This is a genomic window from Amycolatopsis sp. cmx-4-83, assembly GCF_046548815.1.
GTDB lineage: Bacteria > Actinomycetota > Actinomycetes > Mycobacteriales > Pseudonocardiaceae > Amycolatopsis > Amycolatopsis pretoriensis_A.
In genome coordinates this window covers 171,465-193,217 of the sequence record NZ_JAEBEF010000019.1, presented here as the reverse complement: position 1 = coordinate 193,217, position 21,753 = coordinate 171,465, and the positions used below count along the sequence as shown (strand labels likewise).

Genomic DNA, 21,753 nt, shown 5'->3' with positions numbered 1-21,753 from the left:
CCACCGCGAGTGGCGCCGGACCCGCGTCCGGACGTCATGAACGACCCTTTCACCGCGTCGGGCGAGGTGAACGACTCGTTCATGACATCGCGGGCCGCCGGCTACTCCCCCGGCTGGACGCTCGCCTCGAAGTAGTTGGCCAGCGTGTCCGGTGTGGTCGCCGCCGCCTGGTCGTTCGAATTCAGCTGGTAGATGAAGCCCACCAGCGGCCGGTCCGATACCGTGAACACGAGCACCGCCGACGTCTTGCCCGCCGCGGACGAGTAGTGGCCCTTGAGCCCGTTGCCGCCCCAGTCGGCCTCGGTGCGGTCGCCGCCCGCGGAGGTGAGCAGGCCGTCGGTGTACTCCTTGAGCGTGTCGGCGCTGTCGCCCTGGACGTAGGTCACCTGCGTGCCCGCGCGGCCGGGCGCGGAGCAGGTCGAGGCCACGCCGAGGCTCTTCGCCGGCGCCGCCGGGCCGTTGCCCATGCCCGCCTTGCAGTCGCCGGTGTCGGCGATCTTCCCGGCGAGCTGGCGCAGGCAGCCGGTGAGGCCCTTGTCGTCCGCCTGACCCGGCGTCCTGCACTGGTCCGCGGTGTAAGTCGGCACCGAAGACGACGACGTCAGGAAGAAGGTCAGCCCCGCGGCGAGCACCACGACGACCGCGGCCGCGATCCCGATGAGCAGCTTCTTCTTGCCGCCGGACTTCGGCTCGGCCTGCTCGGTGGCCGCGGCGGGCGAGTACGCGGGGAAGTTCGACGGCATCGGCTGCGGCCCGCTGGGCGGGAAGTTCGCGTACCCCGGGAACTGCTGTTGCTGCGGCGGAGGCGGCGGTGCGTACTGCGGGCGGTGCGGCCCGGCGCCGGCCGCCACCGCGCCTTCGACGTTCTGCGTCCGCGCGCCCATGCCGTCGCGGGCGACGTGCTGGGCACCGAGCGCCACCGCCGTCTCCGGCTGGTCCAGGCTGCCCGGCACGACGCCGAGCTTCTCCGCGATCATGGCCCCGACCAGCGGCAGCCGGCTCGACCCGCCGACGAGGTAGATGCCGGCCAGCCGGTCCGGGCTCAGCCCCGACGAGCGCAGCGTCCGCGACAGCAGCTCGACGCTGCGCAGCATCGCCGGCCGGACCAGGCCCTCCAGCTCACCGCGCGTGACGAGGACGTCCTTGAACGGCTCGGGCATCGGCACCTCGGTCTGCGGGTGCCGCGACAGCGCCTCCTTGGCCGCCTTCACGTCTTCCTGCAGCGCGCGCCGGGTGCGCCGGTCGCCGGTGGACTCGGGCCGCAGCAGCCGCTGCCAGCGCTGCGGGTCCGAGTGCGAGACCTCGCGCCCGACGTGCACCATCAGCGCCTGGTCGACGTCGAGGCCGCCGAGGTCGGGCAGGCCGTCCTCGGCGAGCACGGTGAAGCCGTTCTGCGTGGCGCCGACGACGGCGACGTCGAAGGTGCCCGCGCCGAGGTCGTAGACCGCGAGGGCCTGCCCGGGCGCGAGCGACTTGCCGGGGAACGACGCGAAGTGCGCCGCCGCGGCGACGGGCTCGGGCACCAGCAGGATGTTCTGGCCCATCCCGGCGAGCCGGGCGGCGGACATCAGGACGTTGCGGCGGGTCTGGCCCCACTGCGCGGGGTGGGTCAGCCGGACCTCGTCGGGCTGCTCGCCACCGAGCTGGCGGGTGGTTTCTTCGAGCACGCGGCGCAGGATCGCGGCCAGCGCGTCGGTCACCGGGACGACGTCGGTGCCGAGCAGCAGGGTCTGTTCGTCGATGCGGCGCTTGGGGTTCGGCTCGAAGCGCGTCGGGTCGAGGCGGGCGCGGCGCTCGGCGTCGCGGCCGACCATGATCGTGCCCTCTTCGGTGGCGAAGACCGCCGACGGCATGTTGGCCGAGCCGTCCACCTCGACGACCCGGGGCGGCATGCCGTGCGCCGAAAGCACAGCGACGGTGTTGGACGTCCCGAGGTCCACCGACAGGATCCGCACTGCACTTCCCTTCACGAAAACCCGCCTTGGCGGCGTTCGCCGTGATGCTGCCACGTGCGCGGTCACCGCACGTGCGGACCCGCGAAAGTCCCCCGCCGCTTGACGGAGAGGTGGATCACGAGGCACGATAGTTGCGCAGTTCGGTCAACCGAGTTGCACGAACCGCGCAAAGGAGCGTTGCGATGCCCCAGCTGCTCGTCCTCGGGGACGACCTCACGGGCAGCAACGCGTCCGGAGGGCTCTACGCCCGCTTCGGACTGCGCGCGGTTTCGGTCAACGCGCCGCTGGAGCCGGACGCGCCCTGCTTCCGCCCGGACAGCGGGATCGACGCGCTGGTGGTGAACCTGGGTACCCGGCACGCTTCGCCGTCACACGCCGAGCGGGCGGTCCGCCGCGCGATCGAGCTCGCCGGGCCGGTCGAGCTGACGGTGAAACGCGCGGACACGACGCTGAGCGGCAACGTCGGCGTGGAGACCGAAGCCGAAAGCCCCGCCGCGCGCGACCCCCTGGCGCCGGTCGCGTCCTCGCGCGTCCGCACCCTCCTCGGGCCGACCCGCCGCGAACTCGCCGAATTGCCGCTGGACGTCGTCGAAGAGGGCGTGGACGCGGTCGAAGCGGCCCTGCGGTGCCCCGCCGGGCTCGTCTGCGACGCCACGACGAACCGGCACCTCACCACCGTCGCCAAGGCCGCGGCCCGGCTGGCGGCCGAGGGCACGAAGTGGATCTCCGTCGACTCCGGGCCCTTCGGCGTCCGGCTGGCCGCAGCGCTGGGCCTCGCGCCGGGCCAAGGCACCGTCTCGCCGGTGCTCGCGGTGGTCGGCAGCATCACCGGCCAGACCCACGACCAGCTGCTGGAAACCGAGCTGGTGCCGGACGCGCGGTACGTCGACGTCGAGGCGGGCCGGCCCGATCCACCGGCCGTCGCGGCGGCGGCCGGACAGCTACTGGCAGCCGGGCACCGGGTCGCCGGCATCCGCACGCGCGCGCCCGCCACGGGCACGAGGGCCGACCCGGCGGTCGCGGCGCGGATCCCGCCGGCGCTCGGCGAAGCGGCCCGGCCGGTGCCAGGCGCGCACCGGATCGGCGGGCTCTACGCCTCCGGCGGCGACATCGCCGTCGAGGTCACGAAGTCCCCCGGGGCCGAAGGCTTCGAGATCGACACCGAAGTCCTGCCGCCGGCGGTCGCCGGGCGGCTCTCCGGCGGTCCGCACGCCGGGCTGCCCTTCGCCACCAAGGGCGGGTCGATCGGCGGCCGGGACGCCGCCGTCCCCTGCCCGGAACACCTGAACCACGTGCTGGCCACCGGAAGGAAGAACCCGTGAGCGACCTCCCCCTCCTCGCCGTCACCCTCGGCGACCCCGTGGGCATCGGCCCGGAGATCACCCTCAAGACCCTCGCCGAGCCCGAGTCCCTGCAGCTGGCGCGCGGGGTCGCGGTCGGCGACGCGATCGTGCTGGAACGCCTGGTCCGCCACCTCGGCCTGCACCTGGAGGTCAACCCGATCGCCACGGTCGCCGACGCGCGCTTCACCACCGGCGTGATCGACGTCCTCAACCTCGGCGTGGTCACCGAAGACCTGCCGTGGGGCGAGGTCAACGCGACCGCGGGCGCCGCCGCCGTCGGCGCGATCGAAGTGGCCACCCGGCTCGCGCTGGCCGGCGAGGTCGACGCGGTCGTGACCGCGCCGATCAACAAGGAGGCGATCTGGGCGGCCGGCTCCCAGCACCTCGGGCACACCGAGATGCTCGGCGAGCTGACCGGCTCGACCCGGTACAACACCATGTTCTGGGTGTCGGGGCTGAAGATCTTCTTCGCCACCCGGCACCTTTCGCTGCGCGAAGCGATCAACCGGATCACGCGGGAGAACATCGAGCACGCGATCCGCGAGGCGTACACCGCGCTCGAGGTGTTCGGCACCGAGAAACCGAGACTCGCCGTGGCCGCGCTGAACCCGCACGGCGGCGAGAACGGCAAGTTCGGCGACGAGGAGATCGTCGCGATCGCGCCCGCGGTGGCCGCCGCGCGCGCCGCGGGGCTCGACGTGGTCGGCCCGATCCCGGCGGATTCCGTGTTCCACCAAGGGATCCAGGGCCGCTTCGACGGCGTGCTCTCGCTCTACCACGACCAGGGGCACATCGCGTCGAAGACGTACGACTTCGACGGCACGGTCTCGGTGACGGTCGGCCTGCCGATCCTGCGCACGTCGGTCGACCACGGCACGGCGTTCGACATCGCCGGCACCGGCCGGGCGTCGCACCGCACGATGGTCGCCGCGTTCAAGGCCGCGGCGACACTGGCGCCGTACGCGCGGAAGCTGCCCGCGATCTACCCACCGGGCGTCCGGTGATCCCCCGCAAGCGCTGGGCGTACGTCATCCCGGTCGCGGTGGTCATGTACATGCTGGCCTACCTCGACCGCACGAACGTCGCGGTGATCCTGCCCTACATCGGCGACGACTTCCCGTTGTCCGCGAGCGCGAAGGGGCTGGCGAGCGGCATCTTCTTCCTCGGCTACCTCGTGCTGCAGATCCCGGCGGCCGTGCTGGCGGTGAAGTGGAGCGCCCGCAAGACGGTGCTGATCCTGATGGTCGCGTGGGCGGTCGCGGCGGTGCTGTGCGGGCTGGTGCGGAACGAAACGCAGCTGCACCTGGCGCGGCTGCTGCTGGGGCTGTTCGAAGGCGGCGTGTGGCCCGCGGTGCTGATCCTGCTGGCGTCGTGGTTCCCGCAAGCGGAACGGGCCAGGGCGAACGCGCTGTGGATGACGTGCCTGCCGATCTCGGCGATCGTCATGTCGCCGCTGTCCGGGCTGATGCTCGACCACATTTCGTGGCGCTGGGTGTTCGTGCTCCAGGGCCTGCCGCCGCTGCTGTGGGCGGTCGTCTGGTGGTTCGCGGTGGCCGACCGGCCGGCCGGGGCCCGCTGGATCTCCGCCGAAGAGCGCGAGTACCTCGAAAGCACGTTGAAGGCCGAAGAAGACGCGAAGCCCGCGTTCGCGAAGCAGGGCTACCGGCAGGCGCTGGCGAACCGCCAGGTGCTGCTGCTGATCGGCGTCTACTTCTTCTGGATCACCGGCTTCTACGGCTTTTCGCTCTGGCTGCCGTCGGTGGTGAAGACGATGACCGGCGGCTCGGCCACCGCGGTCGGGTTCCTGTCGGCCGTGCCGTACGTCCTCGCGCTGGCCGGGATGGTCGCGTGCGCGCACTGGTCCGACCGGACCGGCAACCGGCGGCTCGCGGTCACCGTGCCGCTGCTCGTCGCCATCGCCGGGCTCCTGCTCGGCAACCTCGTGCACTGGCCCGCGGCCGTGCAGCTGGTCCTGCTCTGCGTCGTCGCGACCGGCGTGTACATGCCGTACGGGCCGTTCTGGGCGATCCCCAGCCGGATCCTCGGCATCGAAGTGGTCGCCGTGGCGATGGGCCTGATCAACGCGCTCGGCAACCTCGGCGGGTTCGCCGGGCCCTACCTGGTCGGCTGGCTCACCGACGTCACCGGCAGCGCGACCACCGGGTTCGTGGTGCTGGCCGCGTTCCTCGCCGTGGCCGCCGGCCTGGCGTTCTTCGGGCTGAAACCGGCCGTCGTGGAAGACTCGGCGCATGTCCCAGCCGCGACCAGGAACCCGTGACCGGCGCGCGATGCTGCTCGAAGCCGTCCGCGACGGCTCCGGCGGCATCGCGGAGCTCGCCGAGGAGTTCGGCGTCTCCGAGTCGACGATCCGCCGCGACCTCGCCTCGCTCGCCGGGGCCGGGCACGTCGTCCGCACCTACGGCGGCGCGCTCGACACCGAACGCAGTCCGCGGGAAAAGGACCAGGAGCACGCGGCGGCGAAGGAGACCATCGCCCGCGAAGCCGCCTCGCTGGTCGAGGACGGCGAGGTCGTGCTGCTCGACGCCGGCACCACCACCGGCAGGCTCGCCCGGCACCTCGCGCACCGCGACGGGCTGACGGTGGTCACCAACGGCGTCGACGCCATCCGCGAGCTGGCCGGGTTCGCCGGGATCGACCTCATCGTCCTCGGCGGCCGGCTGCGGCACCCCGACGAAGCGATCCTGGGCGAGAGCGTGCTGGCACAGCTGCGGCACATCTCACCCGATCGGGTGTTCCTGGGTGCGGACGGCGTGGTCGAGGGCCGGGGGCTGTGCTGCCCGTCACTGGAACAGTCGGTGGTCAAGCACGCGATGCTCCACGCCGGGGGCAAGGCGTACGTGCTGGCCGACCACTCCAAGCTGGACCAGGCCCCTTTTTCGTACTGGGCTCCGCTGGACCGCGACTACCGGCTGATCACCGACGGCCCGGCGGTCGACGTCGCGTTCCCGCAGTTCGCCGACAGCGTGATCCTCGCCGGAGGATCGGAAACTGTCGGTGGTGCCGCGCATCATGGACGACGTGGCCACTGACGTGCTCGACCTCTTCTCCCCCGCGACCCGCGACTGGTTCGCGGGGGCCTTCGCCGCGCCCACCGCGGCGCAGGAGGGGGCCTGGCGGGCGGCGCACGCGGGCGAGCACGCCCTCGTCGTCGCGCCGACCGGCTCCGGCAAGACGCTCTCGGCGTTCCTCTGGGCGCTCGACCGGCTCTCGGTGGAGCCGCCGCCGGCGGAGGCCACCAAGCGCTGCCGGATCCTCTACGTCTCCCCGCTGAAGGCCCTGGCCGTCGACGTGCAGCGGAACCTGCGCGCGCCCCTGGCCGGCATCTCCCAGGCCACCCGGCGGCTCGGGCTGCCGGTGCCCGAGATCGAAGTGGGGATGCGCACCGGCGACACCACGGCGGCCGAGCGCCGCTCCTTTAACAAGACCCCGCCAGACGTCCTGGTGACCACGCCGGAGTCGCTGTTCCTCATCCTCACGTCGTCGGCGCGGGAGTCGCTGCGCGGCGTCGAGACCGTGATCGTCGACGAGGTGCACGCGGTCGCCGGCGGCAAGCGCGGCGCGCACCTCGCGCTTTCGCTGGAGCGGCTGGACTCGTTGCTGCCGAAGCCGGCCCAGCGGATCGGGCTCTCGGCGACCGTCCGCCCGGTCGACGAGGTGAGCGCGTTCCTGGCCGGCGGCCGTCCCGTGCGGGTGGTCCAGCCGAAGCTGGCGAAGACCATCGAGGTCCGCGTCGAGGTCCCGGTCGAGGACATGAGCAACCTCGACGCGCCGCGCAGCGGCCCGGCACCGAGCCCGCTCGACGCGCTGGAGTCGCTCGAGTCGCTGACCGAGGCGTTCCCGCCCGGCGACTCCGACCTCAGTTCGGGGGTCCGGGTGGCGAAGCCCCCGGCCCGGGGTGAAGCCCCAGTTGTCACTGCGCCCGGTGGGCTGGGCACGCTGGAGGAGATCGCCGGCAACCCCGTGCAGCGGCCGTCGATCTGGCCGGCCGTCGAGGAACGGGTGCTGCACCTGATCCGGGAGCACCGCTCGACCATCGTCTTCGCCAACTCGCGCCGGCTCACCGAGCGGATGACGGCCCGGCTCAACGAACTGGCCGCCGAGCAGACGGAGCTCACGCCCGCCGACGCCTTCCCGGCCGAAGCCGTCGGGCAGTCCGGCGTCAGCATCGGCGCGCCGGCGGTGATCGCCCGGGCGCACCACGGGTCGATGTCACGGGAGCAGCGCACGCACGTCGAGGAAGACCTCAAGTCCGGGCGGCTGCCCTGCGTGGTGGCGACGTCGTCGCTGGAGCTGGGCATCGACATGGGCGCGGTCGACCTCGTGGTGCAGATCGAGGCGCCGCCGACGGTGGCGTCCGGGCTGCAGCGCGTCGGCCGGGCCGGGCACCAGGTCGGCGCGGTGTCCTCGGGGGTGATGTTCCCGAAGTTCCGCGGCGACCTCGTCTCGTGCGCGGTGGTCGCGGAGCGGATGGCGAGCGGCGCCATCGAAGCCGTGCGCTACCCGCGCAACCCGCTCGACGTCCTCGCGCAGCACATCGTGGCCATGGTGGCGCTGGAGCCGTGGACGGTGGCGGACCTGGCGTCGCTGGTGCGGCGGGCGGCGCCGTTCGCGTCGCTGCCGGACGACGCGCTGCACGCGGTGCTCGACATGCTCGCCGGCCGGTACCCGAGCGAGGAGTTCGGCGAGCTGCGGGCCCGCATCACGTGGGACCGGATCAGCGGTGAGCTGCGCGGGCGGCCGGGCTCGCAGCGGCTGGCCGTGACCTCCGGCGGCACGATTCCGGACCGCGGCCTCTTCACCGTGATGACGCCGGGCGCGGACGACAAGCCCGGTTCGCGCGTCGGCGAGTTCGACGAGGAGATGGTGTACGAGTCGCGCGTCGGCGACACCATCCTGCTCGGCACGTCGTCGTGGCGGATCACCGACATCACGCACGACCGGGTCATCGTGGTGCCCGCGCCCGGCGAGCCGGCGCGGATGCCGTTCTGGAAGGGCGACGCGCCGGGCCGCCCGCTGGAACTCGGCCGGGCGCTGGGGAAGTTCGTCCGCGAACTGTCCACGTCGGACGACAAGAAGGCCAGGGAGCGGGCCGCCGCGGCGGGGCTCGACCAGCGGGCGTCGGACAACCTGCTCGCCTACCTGACCGAGCAGAAGTCCGCGACCCGCCACGTGCCGAACGACCGGACGCTCCTGCTGGAGCGCTACCGCGACGAGCTGGGCGACTGGCGGATCATCCTGCACTCGCCGTTCGGCGCGCAGGTGAACGCGCCGTGGGCGCTGGCCATCGCCGCGCGGTTGCGGGAAAACCGCGGGGTGGACGCGCAGGTGGCGCACTCCGACGACGGCATCGTGCTGCGGCTGCCGGACGCGCTCGACGCCGAGGGCGGCGACGTCACGATCGGCGCGGACGACATCCTGCTCGATCCCGAGGAGGTCGAGCAGCTGATCGTCGCGGAGGTCGGCGGCTCGGCGGTGTTCGCCGCGCGCTTCCGGGAGTGCGCGGCGCGGTCGCTGCTGCTGCCGCGCCGGGACCCGCGGCGCCGCACTCCCCTGTGGCAGCAACGGCAACGCGCGTCGCAGCTGCTTTCGGTGGCGGCGAAGTACGAGCGGTTCCCGGTCGTCCTGGAGGCGATGCGGGAAGTCCTGCAGGACGTCTACGACGTGAGCGGGCTGCGCGAGCTGATGGCCGACGTCCGGGCCCGCAAGGTCCGGCTGGTGGAGGTCGAGACGCCGGCCGCGTCGCCGTTCGCGCGCAGCCTGCTCTTCGGCTACGTCGGGATGTTCCTGTACGAGACGGACGCGCCGCTGGCCGAGCGGCGGGCGGCGGCGCTGTCGCTGGATTCGGCGCTGCTGGCCGAACTCCTGGGCACCGAGGCGATCCGCGAACTGCTCGACCCGGAAGCCGTGCGCGAGGTGGAGCGGTCGCTGCAGCGGCTCGAACCCGACCGGCACGCGCGCTCGGCCGAAGACGCCGCGGACCTGTTGCGGTTCCTCGGCGACCTGACCGTCGAGGAGGCCGCCGAACGCGGGATCCAGGCCGAGTGGCTCACCGAGCTCGAAGCGGCGCGCCGCGCGATCCGGGTGCGGATCGGCGGCACGGAACGGTTCCTGGCCATCGAAGACTCCGGCAAGGTGCGGGACGCGCTGGGCACCGCGCTGCCGGTGGGCGTGCCCGAGGCGTTCACCGAACCCGTCGCGGACCCGCTCGGCGACCTCCTCTCGCGCTACGCCCGCGGTCGCGGGCCGTTCGCCGCGGCGGCGGTGGCCCAGCGGTTCGGGCTCGGCCTGGCCGTCGTCACCGGCGTCCTCGACCGGATGACCGGCGAAGGCCGGCTGGTGCGCGGCGAGCTGAGTCCCGTCGGGCATCCGGACACCCACGGGGCAGGGGTCGAGTACTGCGATTCGGCGGTCCTGCGGCGGCTGCGACGAGCGTCCCTGGCGAAGCTGCGAGCCGAGGTCGAGCCGGTCGAACCGGCGGCGCTGGGCCGGTTCCTGCCGGCGTGGCACGGGTTCGGCGGGCGCGTCCGGGCGGCGCCGACGGCGGACGACGTGCTTTCGGTGGTCGAGCAGCTCGCCGGGGCGCCGCTGCCGGCGAGCGCGGTGGAGTCGCTGATCCTGCCCGGGCGGCTGCCGGGCTACTCCCCCGCGCTGCTGGACGAGCTGACGACGGCGGGCGAAGTCACGTGGGCGGGCTGCGGCGCGCTGTCCGGCGGGGACGGCTGGATCGCCCTCGCTCCCACGGACGTCGCCGACCTGCTGCTGCCCGAGGTCGTCGAGGACATCCCGACCGGGCCGCTGCACGACGCCATCGTGTCCACTTTGGAGGGTGGCGCGCTGTTCTTCCGGCAGCTGGTGGACCGCGCGACCGTGCTGGTGGAGAAGGCACCGGGCGACGCCGAAGTCGTGGCGGCGCTGTGGGACCTGGTGTGGGCGGGGCTCGTCACCGGCGACACGCTCGGCCCGCTGCGGGCCCAGGTCGCCGGGCACGGCGCGCACAAGGCCCGGCGCCAGGCGCCCCGCGGCCGGTACGCGCGGTTGCGGGCCGGCCGGCCGCAGATGCCGTCGCGGTCCGGGCCGCCGACCGTGGCGGGCCGGTGGGCGCTGACCCCGCCCCGCGAAACCGACGCGACCCGGCGGGCCCACGCCCGCACGGAAGCGTTCCTGGAACGCCACGGCGTCCTGACCCGCGGCGCGCTCGACACCGAACGCGTCACCGGCGGGTTCTCGGGCATCTACAAGGTCCTGCGCGGCATGGAGGACACCGGCCAGGTGATCCGCGGCTACGTCGTGGAGGGCCTCGGCGCGGCCCAGTTCGCGGCGAAGGGCGCGGTGGACCGCTTGCGCGCCCTGTCCGGCCCGGGCCGGCCGGCCCCGGGCCGCGCGGTGGTCCTGGCCGCGGCGGACCCGGCCCAGCCCTACGGCGCCGCCCTCCCCTGGCCGGCGGCGACGGGCGACACGAAACACCGCCCCGCGCGCAAGGCCGGCGCGCTGGCGGTCCTGGTGGACGGGGTCCCGGCCCTGTACGTCGAGCGAGGAGGCCGATCACTGCTGAGTTTCACGGAGGAACGCCGACCGTTGTCGGACGCGGCCCAAGCGCTGTCGGCCGCGGTCCGCGAGGGCTGGCTGGGCCAGCTGGCCGTCCAGCGCGCGGACGGCGAGCAAGCCCTGACCTCGGAGCTGGCGGAAGTGCTGCGGGAGGCGGGTTTCCGGGCGACGCCGTCGGGCTTGCGCCTGCGAGCCTGACCCGGGATCGGCGCCCGCCCGCGGGTGGCCCGCGCGCCCGGGCCCGCCGGGTTGCCGATTGCCCGGCGACCTCGGTGCGGGCTGCCCTAAGCTGCCAGTCCGACACGCACGAAGGATGTTCTGCTCATGGCGATGCGCGAACTGCGCTATTTCGGCGATCCGATCCTCAAGTCCGTCTGCGACCCGGTCACCGTGTTCGACGAGAAGCTCGAGGCGCTCGTGCGGGATCTGGTCGACTCGGTCAAACCCGCCGGGCGGGCCGGGCTCGCCGCGCCGCAGATCGGTGTCGGGTTGCGGGTTTTCAGCTACGACGTCGCCGGGCTGACCGGGTACGTCGTCAACCCCGAGGTCGTCGAAGTGTCCGAAGAGACGCACGAAATCGACGAAGGCTGCCTGTCCGTGCCGGAGCTGTGGTTCCCGACCCGGCGCGCGAAGCACGCGAAGGTCCGGGGCGTCGACATCCACAACGAGCCCATCGAGGTCGAAGGCGAAGACGTGCTGGCGCAGTGCCTCCAGCACGAAACCGATCACCTCGACGGTGTCCTCTACCTCGACCGGCTCACCGCCGAGCGCAAGAAGTCCGCCATGCGCGAAGCGCGGGACAAAGACTGGTTCTGGAAGCGCTAAGCGGGCAGGAACAGCCGGAGCTTGGCGCCGTCCTCGGGGGCGCGTTCCGTCCGCAGGCCGGCCCGGGCCGCCGTGCGGGGCAGGACGTCGTCGCCGGTCAGGCAGTCGGCCGTCAGCTCCGTGATGCCCTGGGTTTCCGCGAGGACGGCGAGCCGGGTCAGCAGGGCCGTGCCGATGCCCTGCTGCTGCCAGTCGTCCTCCAGTAGCAGCGAGATCTCGGCGGGCCCCGACGCGCTCGGGATGAGCTGCGCCAGCCCGATCACCTCGCGGCCGAACACCGCCAGCACGCTGGTTCCGCGCGGGGGCACCAGCAGCCGGTGCAGCCAGCGGCGCGGGACCGTCCGCACGCCCGAGTGGTAGCGCCGGAAGAGCGTCGCCATCGAGCAGCGGCGGTGCAGGTCGGCGACCGCGTCGGCGTCGCCGGGGAGGCCTTTGCGCAGGACGATCGCGGCTCCGTCCGGGCGGTCGAGCACGACCGGGCCGGCCGCGTTCCGGGCCGCCGCCGTCAGCAGCGCCACCAGCGCTTCGGCACGGGTCAGTTCCAGCTGCACGAACGGGGCCCAGCGGCGGCGCGCCACCAGTGCGCGGTCGCCGGCCAGCGCGAACACCGCCCGGTGCCCGCTTTCCGTGCGAGCCGGGTTCGCTTCGGTGGCGGGCACGAGCGTCACGACGTCCGCGGCGAGGACGTCCTTGAGCACCTCGGCGAGGCGGGCCGGGTCGTCGACGGCGCGGCGGGCCGCCAGCAGCGTCGACGCGGCCGGGTCGACCAGCTCGTGGACGTCGGCGTCGATGATCGCGGTGCATTCGCAGCCTTCGGCGCGGATGGCCTCGGCGAGGTGCCGGCGGGGCAGGCCGGTCGCGGGGCGCAGCACGATCTCGTCGAGCACCCCGCCGGGCACCGGCAGCACGCTCAGGCCGAGGATGTTGCACTCCAGGTCGGCGAGCCGGATGGCGAGGCGAGCCAGGGTGCCCGGGTGGTCGTGCATCCGGACCCGCACCCGCCACGCCGACGCGACGGCGGGTTCCTCGACGACGGCCGTCCGGCCCGGCTGGGGCAACGCTCTGGAGGTCTCCATGCCCCCACGGTCCCGCGTGGTTGTTGCCAAGCCAGGACGCCGGTGTTTCGCGCAGGTCAGCGTTCGACGCGGCTCGGCAACCCCGGCGAAACACTCGTCAGCCAGGAACGCAGCTCCGTCGCCAGCGCGACCGGGGCATCCAGCTGGACCAGGTGCCCGGCGTCGCGGATCGGGGTGAACTTCGCGCCCGGGATGCCCGCGGCGAGCCGCTCGCCGATCCCGATCGGGATCCAGGTGTCCTCGGTGCCCCACAGCACGTGCACGGGCAGGTCGACGCGGTCCAGCAGTCCCTCGATCTCGGCGAGGTAGCTCTCGTCGTACGCCGCGATCTGGCGGTACAGCGCCGGCTGGCCTTCTTCGCCGAGCCACGGCGCGGCGAGCTCGTCGACGTCGGCTTCGCGCAGCTCGCGGTGGCTCGCGTTGGCGACGTAGGCCCGGACCAGCGCCTCGTGGATGTACGGCGGCACCCGGGCGAGCACGTCCGGGTGTTCCTTGACGAGCTGGAAGAACGGCGAGCCCGACGGCGGGATGGCCACGGCGTCGACGAGCAGCAGCGACGCGTACGGCACGCCGTGGACCAGGTTGGTGCGCAGCGACACGACGCCGCCGTAGTCGTGGGCGACGACGTGCGGCCGGTCGAGCTCCCAGTGCGCGAGCAGCGCCCGGAACGCCTCGGCTTGGACGTCGAAGCCGACTTCGTGCCCGGCGTCCTTGGACGATCGGCCGTAGCCGGGCATGTCCCAGAGGTAGACGGTGAAGTCGCCGCTCAGCGCTTCGGCGAAGGGCCGCCAGAGCCACGAGGACCACGGCGTGCCGTGGCAGAACACCACCGGGGGCCCGGAGCCGGCACGGTCCCAGGCGATCCGGCGCCCCTGCCAGTCGAAGGTCTCCATGACCTCCAAGCTAGGTCACCGCGGGGTCAGCACGCAGAACTCGTTGCCCTCCGGATCGGTCAGCACCCGCCACGGCAACGGCGGCCCGCCCAGGTCCGCCGGTGCCGCACCGGCCGCGACGACCTCCCGCACCGCCGCGGCGTGGTCCGCGCCCGCCGGGGGCGCGACGTCCAGGTGGACGCGGTTCTTGCCGCGCTTGGCGTCGTCGTTGCGGAGGAACTCCAGCCACGGCCCGCGCCCGGACGGCGCGCGCAGCCCGACCAGGACGTCACCTTCGCGGGCTTCGACCGGCCGGCCCGTGAGCCCTGCCCAGAACGCCGCCAGTTTCTCCGGGTCGTGGGCGTCGACCAGGATCGACGCCACCGCGCCCGTCTCCGCGTAGCGCTCGCGGGGCTCGAGGACGCAGAACTCGTTGCCCTCCGGATCCGCCAGCACGACCCACGGGACCGCGCCCTGGCCGACGTCGACGCGGTCGCCGCCCAGCTCGAGGGCGCGCGCCACCAGCGCGGCCTGGTGCTCGGGGGTCTTGCTCGCCAGGTCCAGGTGGATCGGGTTCTTCACCTCCTTGGGGTCCGGGACCGGGACGAAGACGAGGTCCAGGTCCCAGCCGTCGGTCTCCGGGGCGCGCACGTCGACCTCGCCGAGGTCTTCGACGGCGACGTCCCAGCCGAGCAGCGCGGCCCAGAAGTCCGCGAGGACCTCCGGGCGCGCCGCGTCGATCACCAGGTTCACCAGGCGCGTGTTCATGCGGCGCAGGCTAACCGCCACCCCCGACAGTTCCGGTTCGGCTTCCCCACCGGCCGGTTCATCGGGTCGCGAGCCGCAGCAGCGCCCAGAGCTGGGCCGCCTGGTCGTGGACGCCGCGCACGGTCACCGAGGTCAGGGACGCGCGGCCCCAGAGCCACAGGTAGACCTGCGCGGGCTTCGCCGTGACGACGTCGTCCGCGGCCTCGGCCTCCTCGGCCGAACAGCGCCAGGCTTCGGTGGTTTCGGGCCCGGCGCGCGCGATCCAGCTGTGGGCGCCGGTGCGCACGCCGACCGAGCCCGCTTTCGTGCCGGTCAGCCCGAGCATCGGCAGCTTGTGGCCGAACCACAGGGTGAGCGCTTCGTCGATGCCGTCGATCGCGAGGTCGTCGGGCACGCCGCGCGGGTCCGCGCCGGACGCCTGCTCGACGTCGACGCGGTGGATCAGCGTCTCGTGCAGCATCCGGCGCCGCCAGAACCCGTAGGTCGGGTCCGCGGGCCACCAGGTGTCGGCGCGCTCCCGCGGTTCGTGGGCGGCGAGTTCGTCGAGCAGCTCGGCGAGGCCCGTCTCGAGGAACTCGTGGAGCGGCCGGCCCGGTTCGGGGTCGCGCTGCCAGTCTTCGGGGGTGCGGCCGTCCGCGAGCCGGCGCCGGACGAGCCGGTAGAGGCTGCCGACGTGCCGCGCCACCTCGCCGAGCGACCAGCCGGGGCAGGCGGGCACCGGCGCTTCGAGCGGAGCGGCGTGCACGGCCTCGGCCAGCACGCGGCCTTCGATCCCCAGCGCCGTGAGCAGCCGCCCCGGGTCGACCGGGCCGTGCTCACGCGACATGGGCTTCCCCACTGACCGGCAGGCCGTGCACGAGCCGGCGCACGAGCTCCAGGAACAGCCCGGCGACGCGCACCAGCTGAGCGGCCGACTCCCCGGTGACCTTCCCGGTGATCCCGGCCTGCGCGGCGGCGCGCGTGGCGGAGTTGCCGGCGAAGAAGGCGGACCACTCGTGCAGCTCGGGCGCGACGGAGTCGAGCAGCATCCAGCTACTGGCCGGCCGGGCCCGCCCCCGGTGCGGCCGCCCCCGCGCGGCGAGCACGGCGGCGGCACCGCGCAGGGCGGCGAGGTAGGCCCCGATGAACCGCTCGGCGGGGGCGGTCTCACGTTCGGCTTCGGCGAGCCCACGCCGAGCTTGGGCGAGCAACGCGGCCGCGGCGGGCGGTGCGGGAGGGTGGAGCGACATGGGCAGCTGGGACTGATCGGACTCCGCGACGGGCGGGCTGAGGGGCACGCGTTGAGGAGGCACGGCGACCTCGGGCGCATCCGGGACCGGGGCGGGTGCCGGCTCGGGCGCCGTCGAGTCCGCAGCCGGGGAGGCCGCGATGGCGACGGGCGGATGCGGCACCCCGGGCTGCGCAGGCGCGACGGTGGCCGGCAGGTCGGTGGCGGTGGCGGCGGGCGAGTGCGACAACGCGAGCTGCGCGAGTTCGGTGGCGGCGGCGGCCGGGACGGCCGCCGGCAGGTCCGCGATGACGGCGGGCGAGCGCGACGACGCGAGCTGCGGGGGTTCGGTGGCGGCGGCCGGGACGGCCGTCGGCAAGTCCGCGATGACGGCGGGCGACTGCGGCAACGCGAGCTGCGGGGGTTCGGTGGCGGCGGCCGGGACGGCCGTCGGCAAGTCCACGACAACAGCGGGCGACTGCGGCAACGCGAGCTGCGCGGGCGCAGCGGCGGTGGCGGCCAAGCTCACCGTGGCGGCAGCCGAGGCGACCGCCGGCAAGTCCGCGACAACAGCAGGCGACTGCGGCAACGCAAGCTGCGCAGGTGCGGCGATGGCGGGCAAGCTCGCCACGGCGGCAGCCGAGGCGGCCGCCGGCAAGTCCGCGACGACAGCGGGCGACTGCGGCAACGCGAGCTGCCCAGGCGCGGCCGTCGAGTCCGCAAGCGCCGCGGGCGACTGCAGCGGCAGCCCGGGCCGCACCGGGTCCCCCGCTCCCGACGGGCGCGATCGGCGCCGCCCCGCCGCGTCGGCCTCTGCCGGGTGCGGGGACATCGGCAGCTCCGGCTGCCTCGGCTCCGCGGCGGACGGAGACGGGCGCGGGCGGCGGGGACGGCCGTGGTGGGTGCCGGGGGCCGGTGGGGTCACCGGAGGGCGCAGCGACATGGGCAGCTGGGGCTGTCCGGGTTCCGTGGGGGACACGACCTCGACGGACATGGCGACCCTCCTCCTGCGCGGCGTGAGCTCGATCCGGTACCCGGCGCCGAGACGCTTCCCCCGTCCCGGAGCCGGGCACCCGACCGGTGCGCGCTCACCAGATGTCGAACGTCTGTTCGAACAATTTCCAGAGTAACCCCGGACCGGGCATCCGCTCAACCCCAGGGGTGGAATCCCGCGGGACAGCAGGTCGGTGGCGTGATCTCATAGGCGCATGAGTTCGCTGGACCACCCCGCCGTCGCCAAGGTGGCGGCCGCGCTCGCCGAAGCCGGGCAGCACGCCGCCGCCGAAGGCATCCGCGTTCTGGCCGCCGAGGTGCGGACCGCCGCCCAGGCGGCCGACGCGCTCGGCGTTCCCGTCGGCGCCATCGCCAACAGCCTCATCTTCCGCCTGGGGTCCGACAAAAACGCGCTCCTCGCCCTCACCTCGGGGGCGCACCGCGCGGATCCGGCCACCCTCGCGCGGCTGGCCGGGGGCGAAATCGGCAAGGCCGACGCCGATTTCGTGCGGGCGCACACCGGGCAGCCGATCGGGGGCGTCGCGCCCGTCGGGCACCCGCGGCCGCTGCCGACGCTGGTCGACACCGCGCTGCGGGCCCACGACGTCGTCTGGGCCGCCGCCGGGCACCCCAAGACCGTCTACCCCACGACCTTCGCGGACCTCGTGGCGTTGACCGGGGGCACCCCCGGCGCGCTCGGCGGCGCGGAGGAAGATGGCTCGCTGTGACCGCGATGCCCGCCGGCTGCTCCCGCTACGTCCAGCTCTCGACGGACGAGTTCCGCGCGCGCCTGCCCGAAGCGCTCGACATCTACGTGCGGGCGATGCGGTACCCGGCCGGCACGGCCGAGCAGCGGGCGCCGATGTGGCTCACCCACGCGCTGCGCGAGGGCTGGCGCTGCATGGCCGCGCTCGACGCCGACGACGTCCTGCTCGGGCTGGCCTACGGCTACCGTGGCCGGGCCGGGCAGTGGTGGCACGAGCAGGTGCGCCACGGCCTGAGCCGCCGCTCCGGGCCCGCCGAGGCCGACCGCTGGCTGGGTGACTACTTCGAGCTGACCGAGATCCACGTCAAGCCGGAGAACCAGGGGCACCAGATCGGCGAAGACCTGCTGCGCGGCCTCCTCGACGGCGTGCCGAGCGCGAACGTGCTGCTCTCCACGCCCGAAGGCACCAGCAGGGCGTGGAAGCTCTACCGCCGGACCGGGTTCGTCGACGTCCTGCGCGACTACCACTTCGCCGGCGACCCGCGGCCGTTCGCGATCCTCGGGCGGGCGCTGCCCCTCGAGCCGCGCTGAGGGGCAGCACCCGGGTTTCACCGCGGTTCGGGCCGCCAGTAGCCGACCGCCAGCGCCGCGACCAGCACGGCCGCACCGCACCACGCCGTGCCGCTCAGCCGTTCGCCGAGCAGCACCGCGGACAGCACCGCCGCCGTCAGCGGCTCGAGCACCGCCGACAACGCGCCCAGCACGGGGTGCGCGTCGGTCAGGCCGCGCAGGTACGCCGCGTACGCGAGCGCGGTGGGGACGGCGCCGAGGTAGCAGGCCACCAGCAGGACGTCCGCGTGCAGCGGCAGCGCCATCCCGGTCCAGCTCGCGACCGGGGTGAGCAGCAGCCCGCCGGTCAGGCAGCCGAACGCCGTCGTGGGCAGCGGCTCCAGACCCTCGACCGGCTTCGCCGTGAGCAGCGTCAACGCCGCGAAGCCGACCGCGGCGAGGAGCGCGAAGCCGAGACCGCCGAGCGTGGCCACGGCGTCCGGTGCCCAGCGCAGCAGCACCAGTCCGGCGAGCGTGCCCGCCACCGAGGCCAGCGTCCAGCCGCCGGGTTTCCGGGTGCCGGCGAGGGTGACCACGACGGGCGCGGCGCCGATCGTGGTCATCGTCGCGATGCTGACCGAGCTCAGCGAGACGGCGGCGAAGTAGCTCGCCTGGAACAGCGCGAACAACCCGCCGACGGCGAGGACGCGCTTGACCGCTCCGGCCGTGCGCGGGAAGGTGCCGCCCTTCAGGAGGACGAACAGGGTGGCGAACACGCCGCCGACGAGCAGCCGGTAGGCGGCGACGGCGAGCGGGTGGAGACCGGCGAGGTCGCCGAGCAGCGAGCCGGCGAGGCCACCGGTGCCCCAGAGGACACCGGCGAGGACGAGCGCGGCCGAAGAACGGGCGCGCGTGGGCAGAGACACCAAAGGAACGCTCCTGCGTCGAAGGAAGGGGGAAATCGACGACGCGGGGCGGCGCGCAAGACGAAGCGGCCGCGGGCGCTCAGGCCACGCGGCGAGGAACCACCCCGCTCAGGCGCGGGGCGGTGGGGTGACGAGGAAGATCCGGTGCACGAGGGGAACCTAACGGCGGACCGCGCGGCGGGGCCACCGGTTTTCCGGTGACCCCGCGCACGTCAGTCCAGGTGGGCCAGCTGCTCCCGCAGCGTGTCCAGCCCCATCCCGCCCAGCTTCAGCGCCTCGGTGTGGAACCGCTTGATGTCGAACGCGGCTCCCGCGCGGGCCTGCGCCTCCGCGCGGGCGGTCAGCCAGAGGCGCTCGCCGATCTTGTACGCCGGGGCCTGGCCGGGCCAGCCGAGGTAGCGGTCGATCTCGTCGCGGAGGTGGGCCTCGTCGGTGATCGTGCGGGTCAGCATGAACTCCAGGCCGAGCTCCGGGGTCCAGCGCGCCCCCTCGTGGAAGCCGGTGCCCGCCGGGATCGTCAGCTCCAGGTGCATGCCGAGGTCGACGATCACCCGGGCGGCGCGGAACAGCTGCTCCGAGAGCATGCCCAGCAGGTCGCCGTCGTCGGAGAGGTAGCCCAGCTCCTCCATCAGGCGCTCGGAGTACAGCGCCCAGCCCTCCGCGTGGCCCGACGTGAAGGCCATCAGGCGCTGGTACTTGTTCAGCGACGCCGACTGGTCCACCGCCGTCGCGATCTGGAGGTGGTGGCCCGGCGCGCCCTCGTGGTAGACGGTGCTCGTCTCGCGCCACGTGCTGAACTCGTCGCGGCCGGCCGGCAGGGACCACCACATGCGGCCCGGGCGGCCGAAGTCCTCGCTGGGGCCGGTGTAGTACGCGCCGACGCCGCCGCCGGGCGGGGCGATCTTGCACTCCAGGGCCATCACGCGGTCGGAGATCTCGAAGTGCTTGCCGCGCAACGATTCCAGGGCGCCGTCGGACAGGCGCTGCATCCACGCCTCGAACTCCGCACGGCCCTGGACACGGTAGCGCGGGTCGGCGTCGAGGATCTCCGCGGCTTCCTTCGGGGTCGCGCCGGCCTTGACGCGGTTCGCGACCGCTCGCATCTCCGCTTCGATGCGGGAAAACTCGGCCCAGCCCCATTCGTAGGCCTCGCGCAGGTCGAGCGCGGCACCGACGAAGTACCGCGACCACAGGCGGTAGACGTCCTCGCCGACGGCGTCCTTGACCGGGGCCTTCGGCGCCAGCTCGGCGCGCAGGAACCCGGCGAACTCGGCGAACGCCTCCTCGGCGGCGCGCGCGCCGTGCGCGAGGTCGGCCTTGAGCGCTTCGCCCTGCGAAGCCGCCCCGGCGACGAGCTCGGCGAAGAAGCCCTTCGCCTCCTTCAGGCCGGCCCACGTCTCGCACTGCTCCGCCACCTTCGAGACCTGCCGCAGCGCCGCGACGTGACCCGCGTCGGCGCCCGCGAGGAGACCGCTGCGGACGCCGGCCAGCGCCTTCGGGACCTCGCCGATGCGGGCCGCGACGACCGACCAGTCCTGCTCCGACTCCAGCGGCATCAGGTCGAACGCCATCCGCAGCTCCTGCACGGGGCTGGAGATGACGTTCAGGCTCGCCACGTCGAGACCGGCTTCGTGGATCTCCAGCTCGAGGCCGAGGCGCTCGGTGAAGACGGCCTGCGCCGCCCGTTCCGCGGCGTCGCGCGGCTCGGCGGCCGCGACGGCGGCGTGCGCCCGCGCGGCCAGCCCGGCGCGCTCGGCGAAGCCGTCCGCGGAGTAGTCGGTCAGCCGGTGGTCGTGACCGGTGATGCCGTAGGAGGTCGCGGCGACCGGGTCCGCGGCCGCGTAGTCGTCGACGTAGCGGTCGCAGACACCGTTGACGTCTGAAGCAGTGGAAGCCATGACGGGCACGCTACCGGGCCACCCAGACCCGGTGGTACGTACTTAAGCACGGGCCGGGACGAGACCCAGCCGCGCGATGACCTCGCGCGTCGCCTTCGAGCGGTTGAACGTGTAGAAGTGCAGGTTCGGCACGCCTTCCGCGATCAGCTTCTCGCACAGCTCGGTGATGACGTCGATGCCCGCGGCGCGGAACGCCTTGGGGTCGTCGGCCAGCGGTTCCAGCCGGTCGAGCAGCTTCCGCGGGGCCGGGGCGCCGGACAGCTTGATCGTCGTCTGCAGCGTCCGCATGGTCGTGAGCGGCATGACGCCGGGCAGGACCGGGACGTCGCAGCCGGTCGCGGCCACCCGGTCGCGCAGCCGCAGGAAGTCCTCGGCGTCGTGGAACAGCTGCGCGATCGCGAAGTCCGCGCCCGCGCGCAGCTTGCGGACCAGGTACTTCGTGTCGGTGTCGAGGTCCGGCGAGCGGGGGTGGCCGTAGGTGGACGCCGAGACGCCGACGCAGAAGTCGCCCAGCTCGCGGACGAGCTGCACCAGCTCCTCGGCGTAGGTCAGGCCCTCGGGGTGCGGGATCCAGTCGCCGTAGACGTCGCCGGGCGGGTCGCCGCGCAGCGCGAGGATGTTGCGGACGCCGACCGAGGCGTACCAGCCGATGACGTTGCGCAGCTCGGCGACGGAGTGGTTGACCGCGGTCAGGTGGGCCATCGGCACCAGCGTCGTCTCGGTCGCGACGCGGGCGATGCTGCGGATCGTACCGTCGCGGCTGGAGCCGCCCGCGCCGTAGGTGATCGACATGTAGGCCGGGTCGTACGGCTCGAGCTCCCGGACCGCCTTCCACAGGACGGCCTCGTCCGCCGCGTCCCGGGGCGGGAAGAACTCGATGGAGAACTTCGGCCCGTCTCCGCGCAACCGCTCGATCACCGACGTCATACCCGCATGTTAAGGGCCGACGCCCGCCATGCGGGAGCCCCCGTCCGCGTCGCGAGACTGCGGTTCGACTCACATTCGAGGCGCTATGGCGGACACTGTGCCGATCGTTACCGATCCGACCACAGCCACGGCCGAATGGCTT

General features: G+C 73.8%; 17 protein-coding genes. 8 read left to right on the top strand and 9 right to left on the bottom strand.

From position 1 onward, the window contains the following. Positions 1–101: 101 nt before the first annotated feature. Complete coding sequence (locus ACLJQM_RS43805) at positions 102–1,955, bottom strand: Hsp70 family protein (RefSeq protein ID WP_410636152.1); 1,854 nt, start codon at positions 1,953–1,955, stop codon at positions 102–104. 182 nt (positions 1,956–2,137) lie between these two features. Between ACLJQM_RS43805 and ACLJQM_RS43800 the strand changes: the two genes are divergently transcribed. The 6 genes from ACLJQM_RS43800 (at position 2,138) to def (ending at position 11,689) form a co-directional block, all read left to right on the top strand. Continuing rightward, positions 2,138–3,277 (top strand): four-carbon acid sugar kinase family protein, encoded by a 1,140-nt coding sequence (locus ACLJQM_RS43800; protein ID WP_410636142.1) that lies wholly within the window; start codon positions 2,138–2,140, stop codon positions 3,275–3,277. Beyond that, entirely contained in the window at positions 3,274–4,302 is a 1,029-nt protein-coding gene (gene pdxA / locus ACLJQM_RS43795; RefSeq protein ID WP_410636141.1) for a 4-hydroxythreonine-4-phosphate dehydrogenase PdxA, read from the top strand. Before ACLJQM_RS43800 ends, pdxA begins: the two co-directional genes overlap by 4 nt. Further along, complete coding sequence (locus ACLJQM_RS43790) at positions 4,299–5,576, top strand: MFS transporter (protein WP_410636140.1); 1,278 nt, start codon at positions 4,299–4,301, stop codon at positions 5,574–5,576. Before pdxA ends, ACLJQM_RS43790 begins: the two co-directional genes overlap by 4 nt. Beyond that, positions 5,548–6,348, top strand: coding sequence for a DeoR/GlpR family DNA-binding transcription regulator (locus ACLJQM_RS43785; RefSeq protein WP_410636139.1), 801 nt, complete (start codon positions 5,548–5,550; stop codon positions 6,346–6,348). The genes ACLJQM_RS43790 and ACLJQM_RS43785 overlap by 29 nt, the downstream gene beginning before the upstream one ends. Continuing rightward, positions 6,329–11,062 carry a DEAD/DEAH box helicase gene (locus ACLJQM_RS43780; RefSeq protein WP_410636151.1) on the top strand — a complete coding sequence of 1,578 codons (4,734 nt, stop codon included), beginning with the start codon at positions 6,329–6,331 and terminating at the stop codon, positions 11,060–11,062. The genes ACLJQM_RS43785 and ACLJQM_RS43780 overlap by 20 nt, the downstream gene beginning before the upstream one ends. 126 nt (positions 11,063–11,188) lie before the next feature. Then, positions 11,189–11,689, top strand: a complete 501-nt coding sequence (gene def / locus ACLJQM_RS43775) for a peptide deformylase (RefSeq protein WP_247012304.1) — start codon at positions 11,189–11,191, stop codon at positions 11,687–11,689. Here def and ACLJQM_RS43770 read toward each other — a convergent pair. The 5 genes from ACLJQM_RS43770 to ACLJQM_RS43750 form a co-directional block, all read right to left on the bottom strand. Continuing rightward, positions 11,686–12,747 (bottom strand): GNAT family N-acetyltransferase, encoded by a 1,062-nt coding sequence (locus tag ACLJQM_RS43770; RefSeq protein WP_410636150.1) that lies wholly within the window; start codon positions 12,745–12,747, stop codon positions 11,686–11,688. The two genes, def and ACLJQM_RS43770, sit on opposite strands and share 4 nt — an antisense overlap. A 74-nt stretch (positions 12,748–12,821) precedes the next feature. After that, the gene (locus ACLJQM_RS43765) at positions 12,822–13,658 is read right to left on the bottom strand and encodes an alpha/beta fold hydrolase (protein ID WP_410636138.1); all 837 of its coding nucleotides are present in this window, start codon (positions 13,656–13,658) and stop codon (positions 12,822–12,824) included. 15 nt (positions 13,659–13,673) lie between these two features. Next, positions 13,674–14,405 carry a VOC family protein gene (locus ACLJQM_RS43760; protein WP_410636137.1) on the bottom strand — a complete coding sequence of 244 codons (732 nt, stop codon included), beginning with the start codon at positions 14,403–14,405 and terminating at the stop codon, positions 13,674–13,676. Positions 14,406–14,463: 58 nt separating this feature from the next. Then, positions 14,464–15,231 carry a maleylpyruvate isomerase family mycothiol-dependent enzyme gene (locus ACLJQM_RS43755; protein WP_360766514.1) on the bottom strand — a complete coding sequence of 256 codons (768 nt, stop codon included), beginning with the start codon at positions 15,229–15,231 and terminating at the stop codon, positions 14,464–14,466. Continuing rightward, the gene (locus ACLJQM_RS43750) at positions 15,221–16,606 is read right to left on the bottom strand and encodes an SAV_6107 family HEPN domain-containing protein (protein WP_410636136.1); all 1,386 of its coding nucleotides are present in this window, start codon (positions 16,604–16,606) and stop codon (positions 15,221–15,223) included. The genes ACLJQM_RS43755 and ACLJQM_RS43750 overlap by 11 nt, the downstream gene beginning before the upstream one ends. Positions 16,607–16,820: 214 nt before the next feature. On the opposite strand from ACLJQM_RS43750, the gene ACLJQM_RS43745 reads away from it, so the two are divergent. Both ACLJQM_RS43745 and ACLJQM_RS43740 read left to right on the top strand, forming a co-directional pair. Then, positions 16,821–17,333 carry a YbaK/EbsC family protein gene (locus tag ACLJQM_RS43745; RefSeq protein WP_247012314.1) on the top strand — a complete coding sequence of 171 codons (513 nt, stop codon included), beginning with the start codon at positions 16,821–16,823 and terminating at the stop codon, positions 17,331–17,333. Continuing rightward, positions 17,330–17,902, top strand: coding sequence for a GNAT family N-acetyltransferase (locus tag ACLJQM_RS43740; protein WP_247012316.1), 573 nt, complete (start codon positions 17,330–17,332; stop codon positions 17,900–17,902). Before ACLJQM_RS43745 ends, ACLJQM_RS43740 begins: the two co-directional genes overlap by 4 nt. Positions 17,903–17,919: 17 nt before the next feature. Here ACLJQM_RS43740 and ACLJQM_RS43735 read toward each other — a convergent pair whose 3' ends face one another. The 3 genes from ACLJQM_RS43735 to ACLJQM_RS43725 form a co-directional block, all read right to left on the bottom strand. Next, positions 17,920–18,789 (bottom strand): DMT family transporter, encoded by an 870-nt coding sequence (locus ACLJQM_RS43735; protein WP_410636135.1) that lies wholly within the window; start codon positions 18,787–18,789, stop codon positions 17,920–17,922. A 209-nt stretch (positions 18,790–18,998) separates the two neighbouring features. Further along, on the bottom strand, positions 18,999–20,684 hold the full coding sequence (locus ACLJQM_RS43730) for a DUF885 domain-containing protein (protein ID WP_247012322.1): 1,686 nt from the start codon (positions 20,682–20,684) through the stop codon (positions 18,999–19,001). A gap of 42 nt (positions 20,685–20,726) precedes the next feature. Further along, a complete protein-coding gene (locus ACLJQM_RS43725; RefSeq protein WP_247012324.1) occupies positions 20,727–21,611 on the bottom strand; it encodes a methylenetetrahydrofolate reductase in 885 nt (294 codons plus the stop codon). Positions 21,612–21,753 lie beyond the last annotated feature (142 nt).

Coding starts and splice junctions, on each gene's coding strand:
- def (WP_247012304.1), top strand. CDS start 11,189: ATGGCGATGCGCGAACTGCGCTATTTCGGCGATCCGATCCTCAAGTCC.
- ACLJQM_RS43730 (WP_247012322.1), bottom strand. CDS start 20,684: ATGGCTTCCACTGCTTCAGACGTCAACGGTGTCTGCGACCGCTACGTC.
- ACLJQM_RS43755 (WP_360766514.1), bottom strand. CDS start 15,231: ATGTCGCGTGAGCACGGCCCGGTCGACCCGGGGCGGCTGCTCACGGCG.
- ACLJQM_RS43800 (WP_410636142.1), top strand. CDS start 2,138: ATGCCCCAGCTGCTCGTCCTCGGGGACGACCTCACGGGCAGCAACGCG.
- ACLJQM_RS43780 (WP_410636151.1), top strand. CDS start 6,329: ATGGACGACGTGGCCACTGACGTGCTCGACCTCTTCTCCCCCGCGACC.
- ACLJQM_RS43745 (WP_247012314.1), top strand. CDS start 16,821: ATGAGTTCGCTGGACCACCCCGCCGTCGCCAAGGTGGCGGCCGCGCTC.
- ACLJQM_RS43750 (WP_410636136.1), bottom strand. CDS start 16,606: ATGTCCGTCGAGGTCGTGTCCCCCACGGAACCCGGACAGCCCCAGCTG.
- ACLJQM_RS43785 (WP_410636139.1), top strand. CDS start 5,548: ATGTCCCAGCCGCGACCAGGAACCCGTGACCGGCGCGCGATGCTGCTC.
- ACLJQM_RS43765 (WP_410636138.1), bottom strand. CDS start 13,658: ATGGAGACCTTCGACTGGCAGGGGCGCCGGATCGCCTGGGACCGTGCC.
- ACLJQM_RS43725 (WP_247012324.1), bottom strand. CDS start 21,611: ATGACGTCGGTGATCGAGCGGTTGCGCGGAGACGGGCCGAAGTTCTCC.
- ACLJQM_RS43760 (WP_410636137.1), bottom strand. CDS start 14,405: ATGAACACGCGCCTGGTGAACCTGGTGATCGACGCGGCGCGCCCGGAG.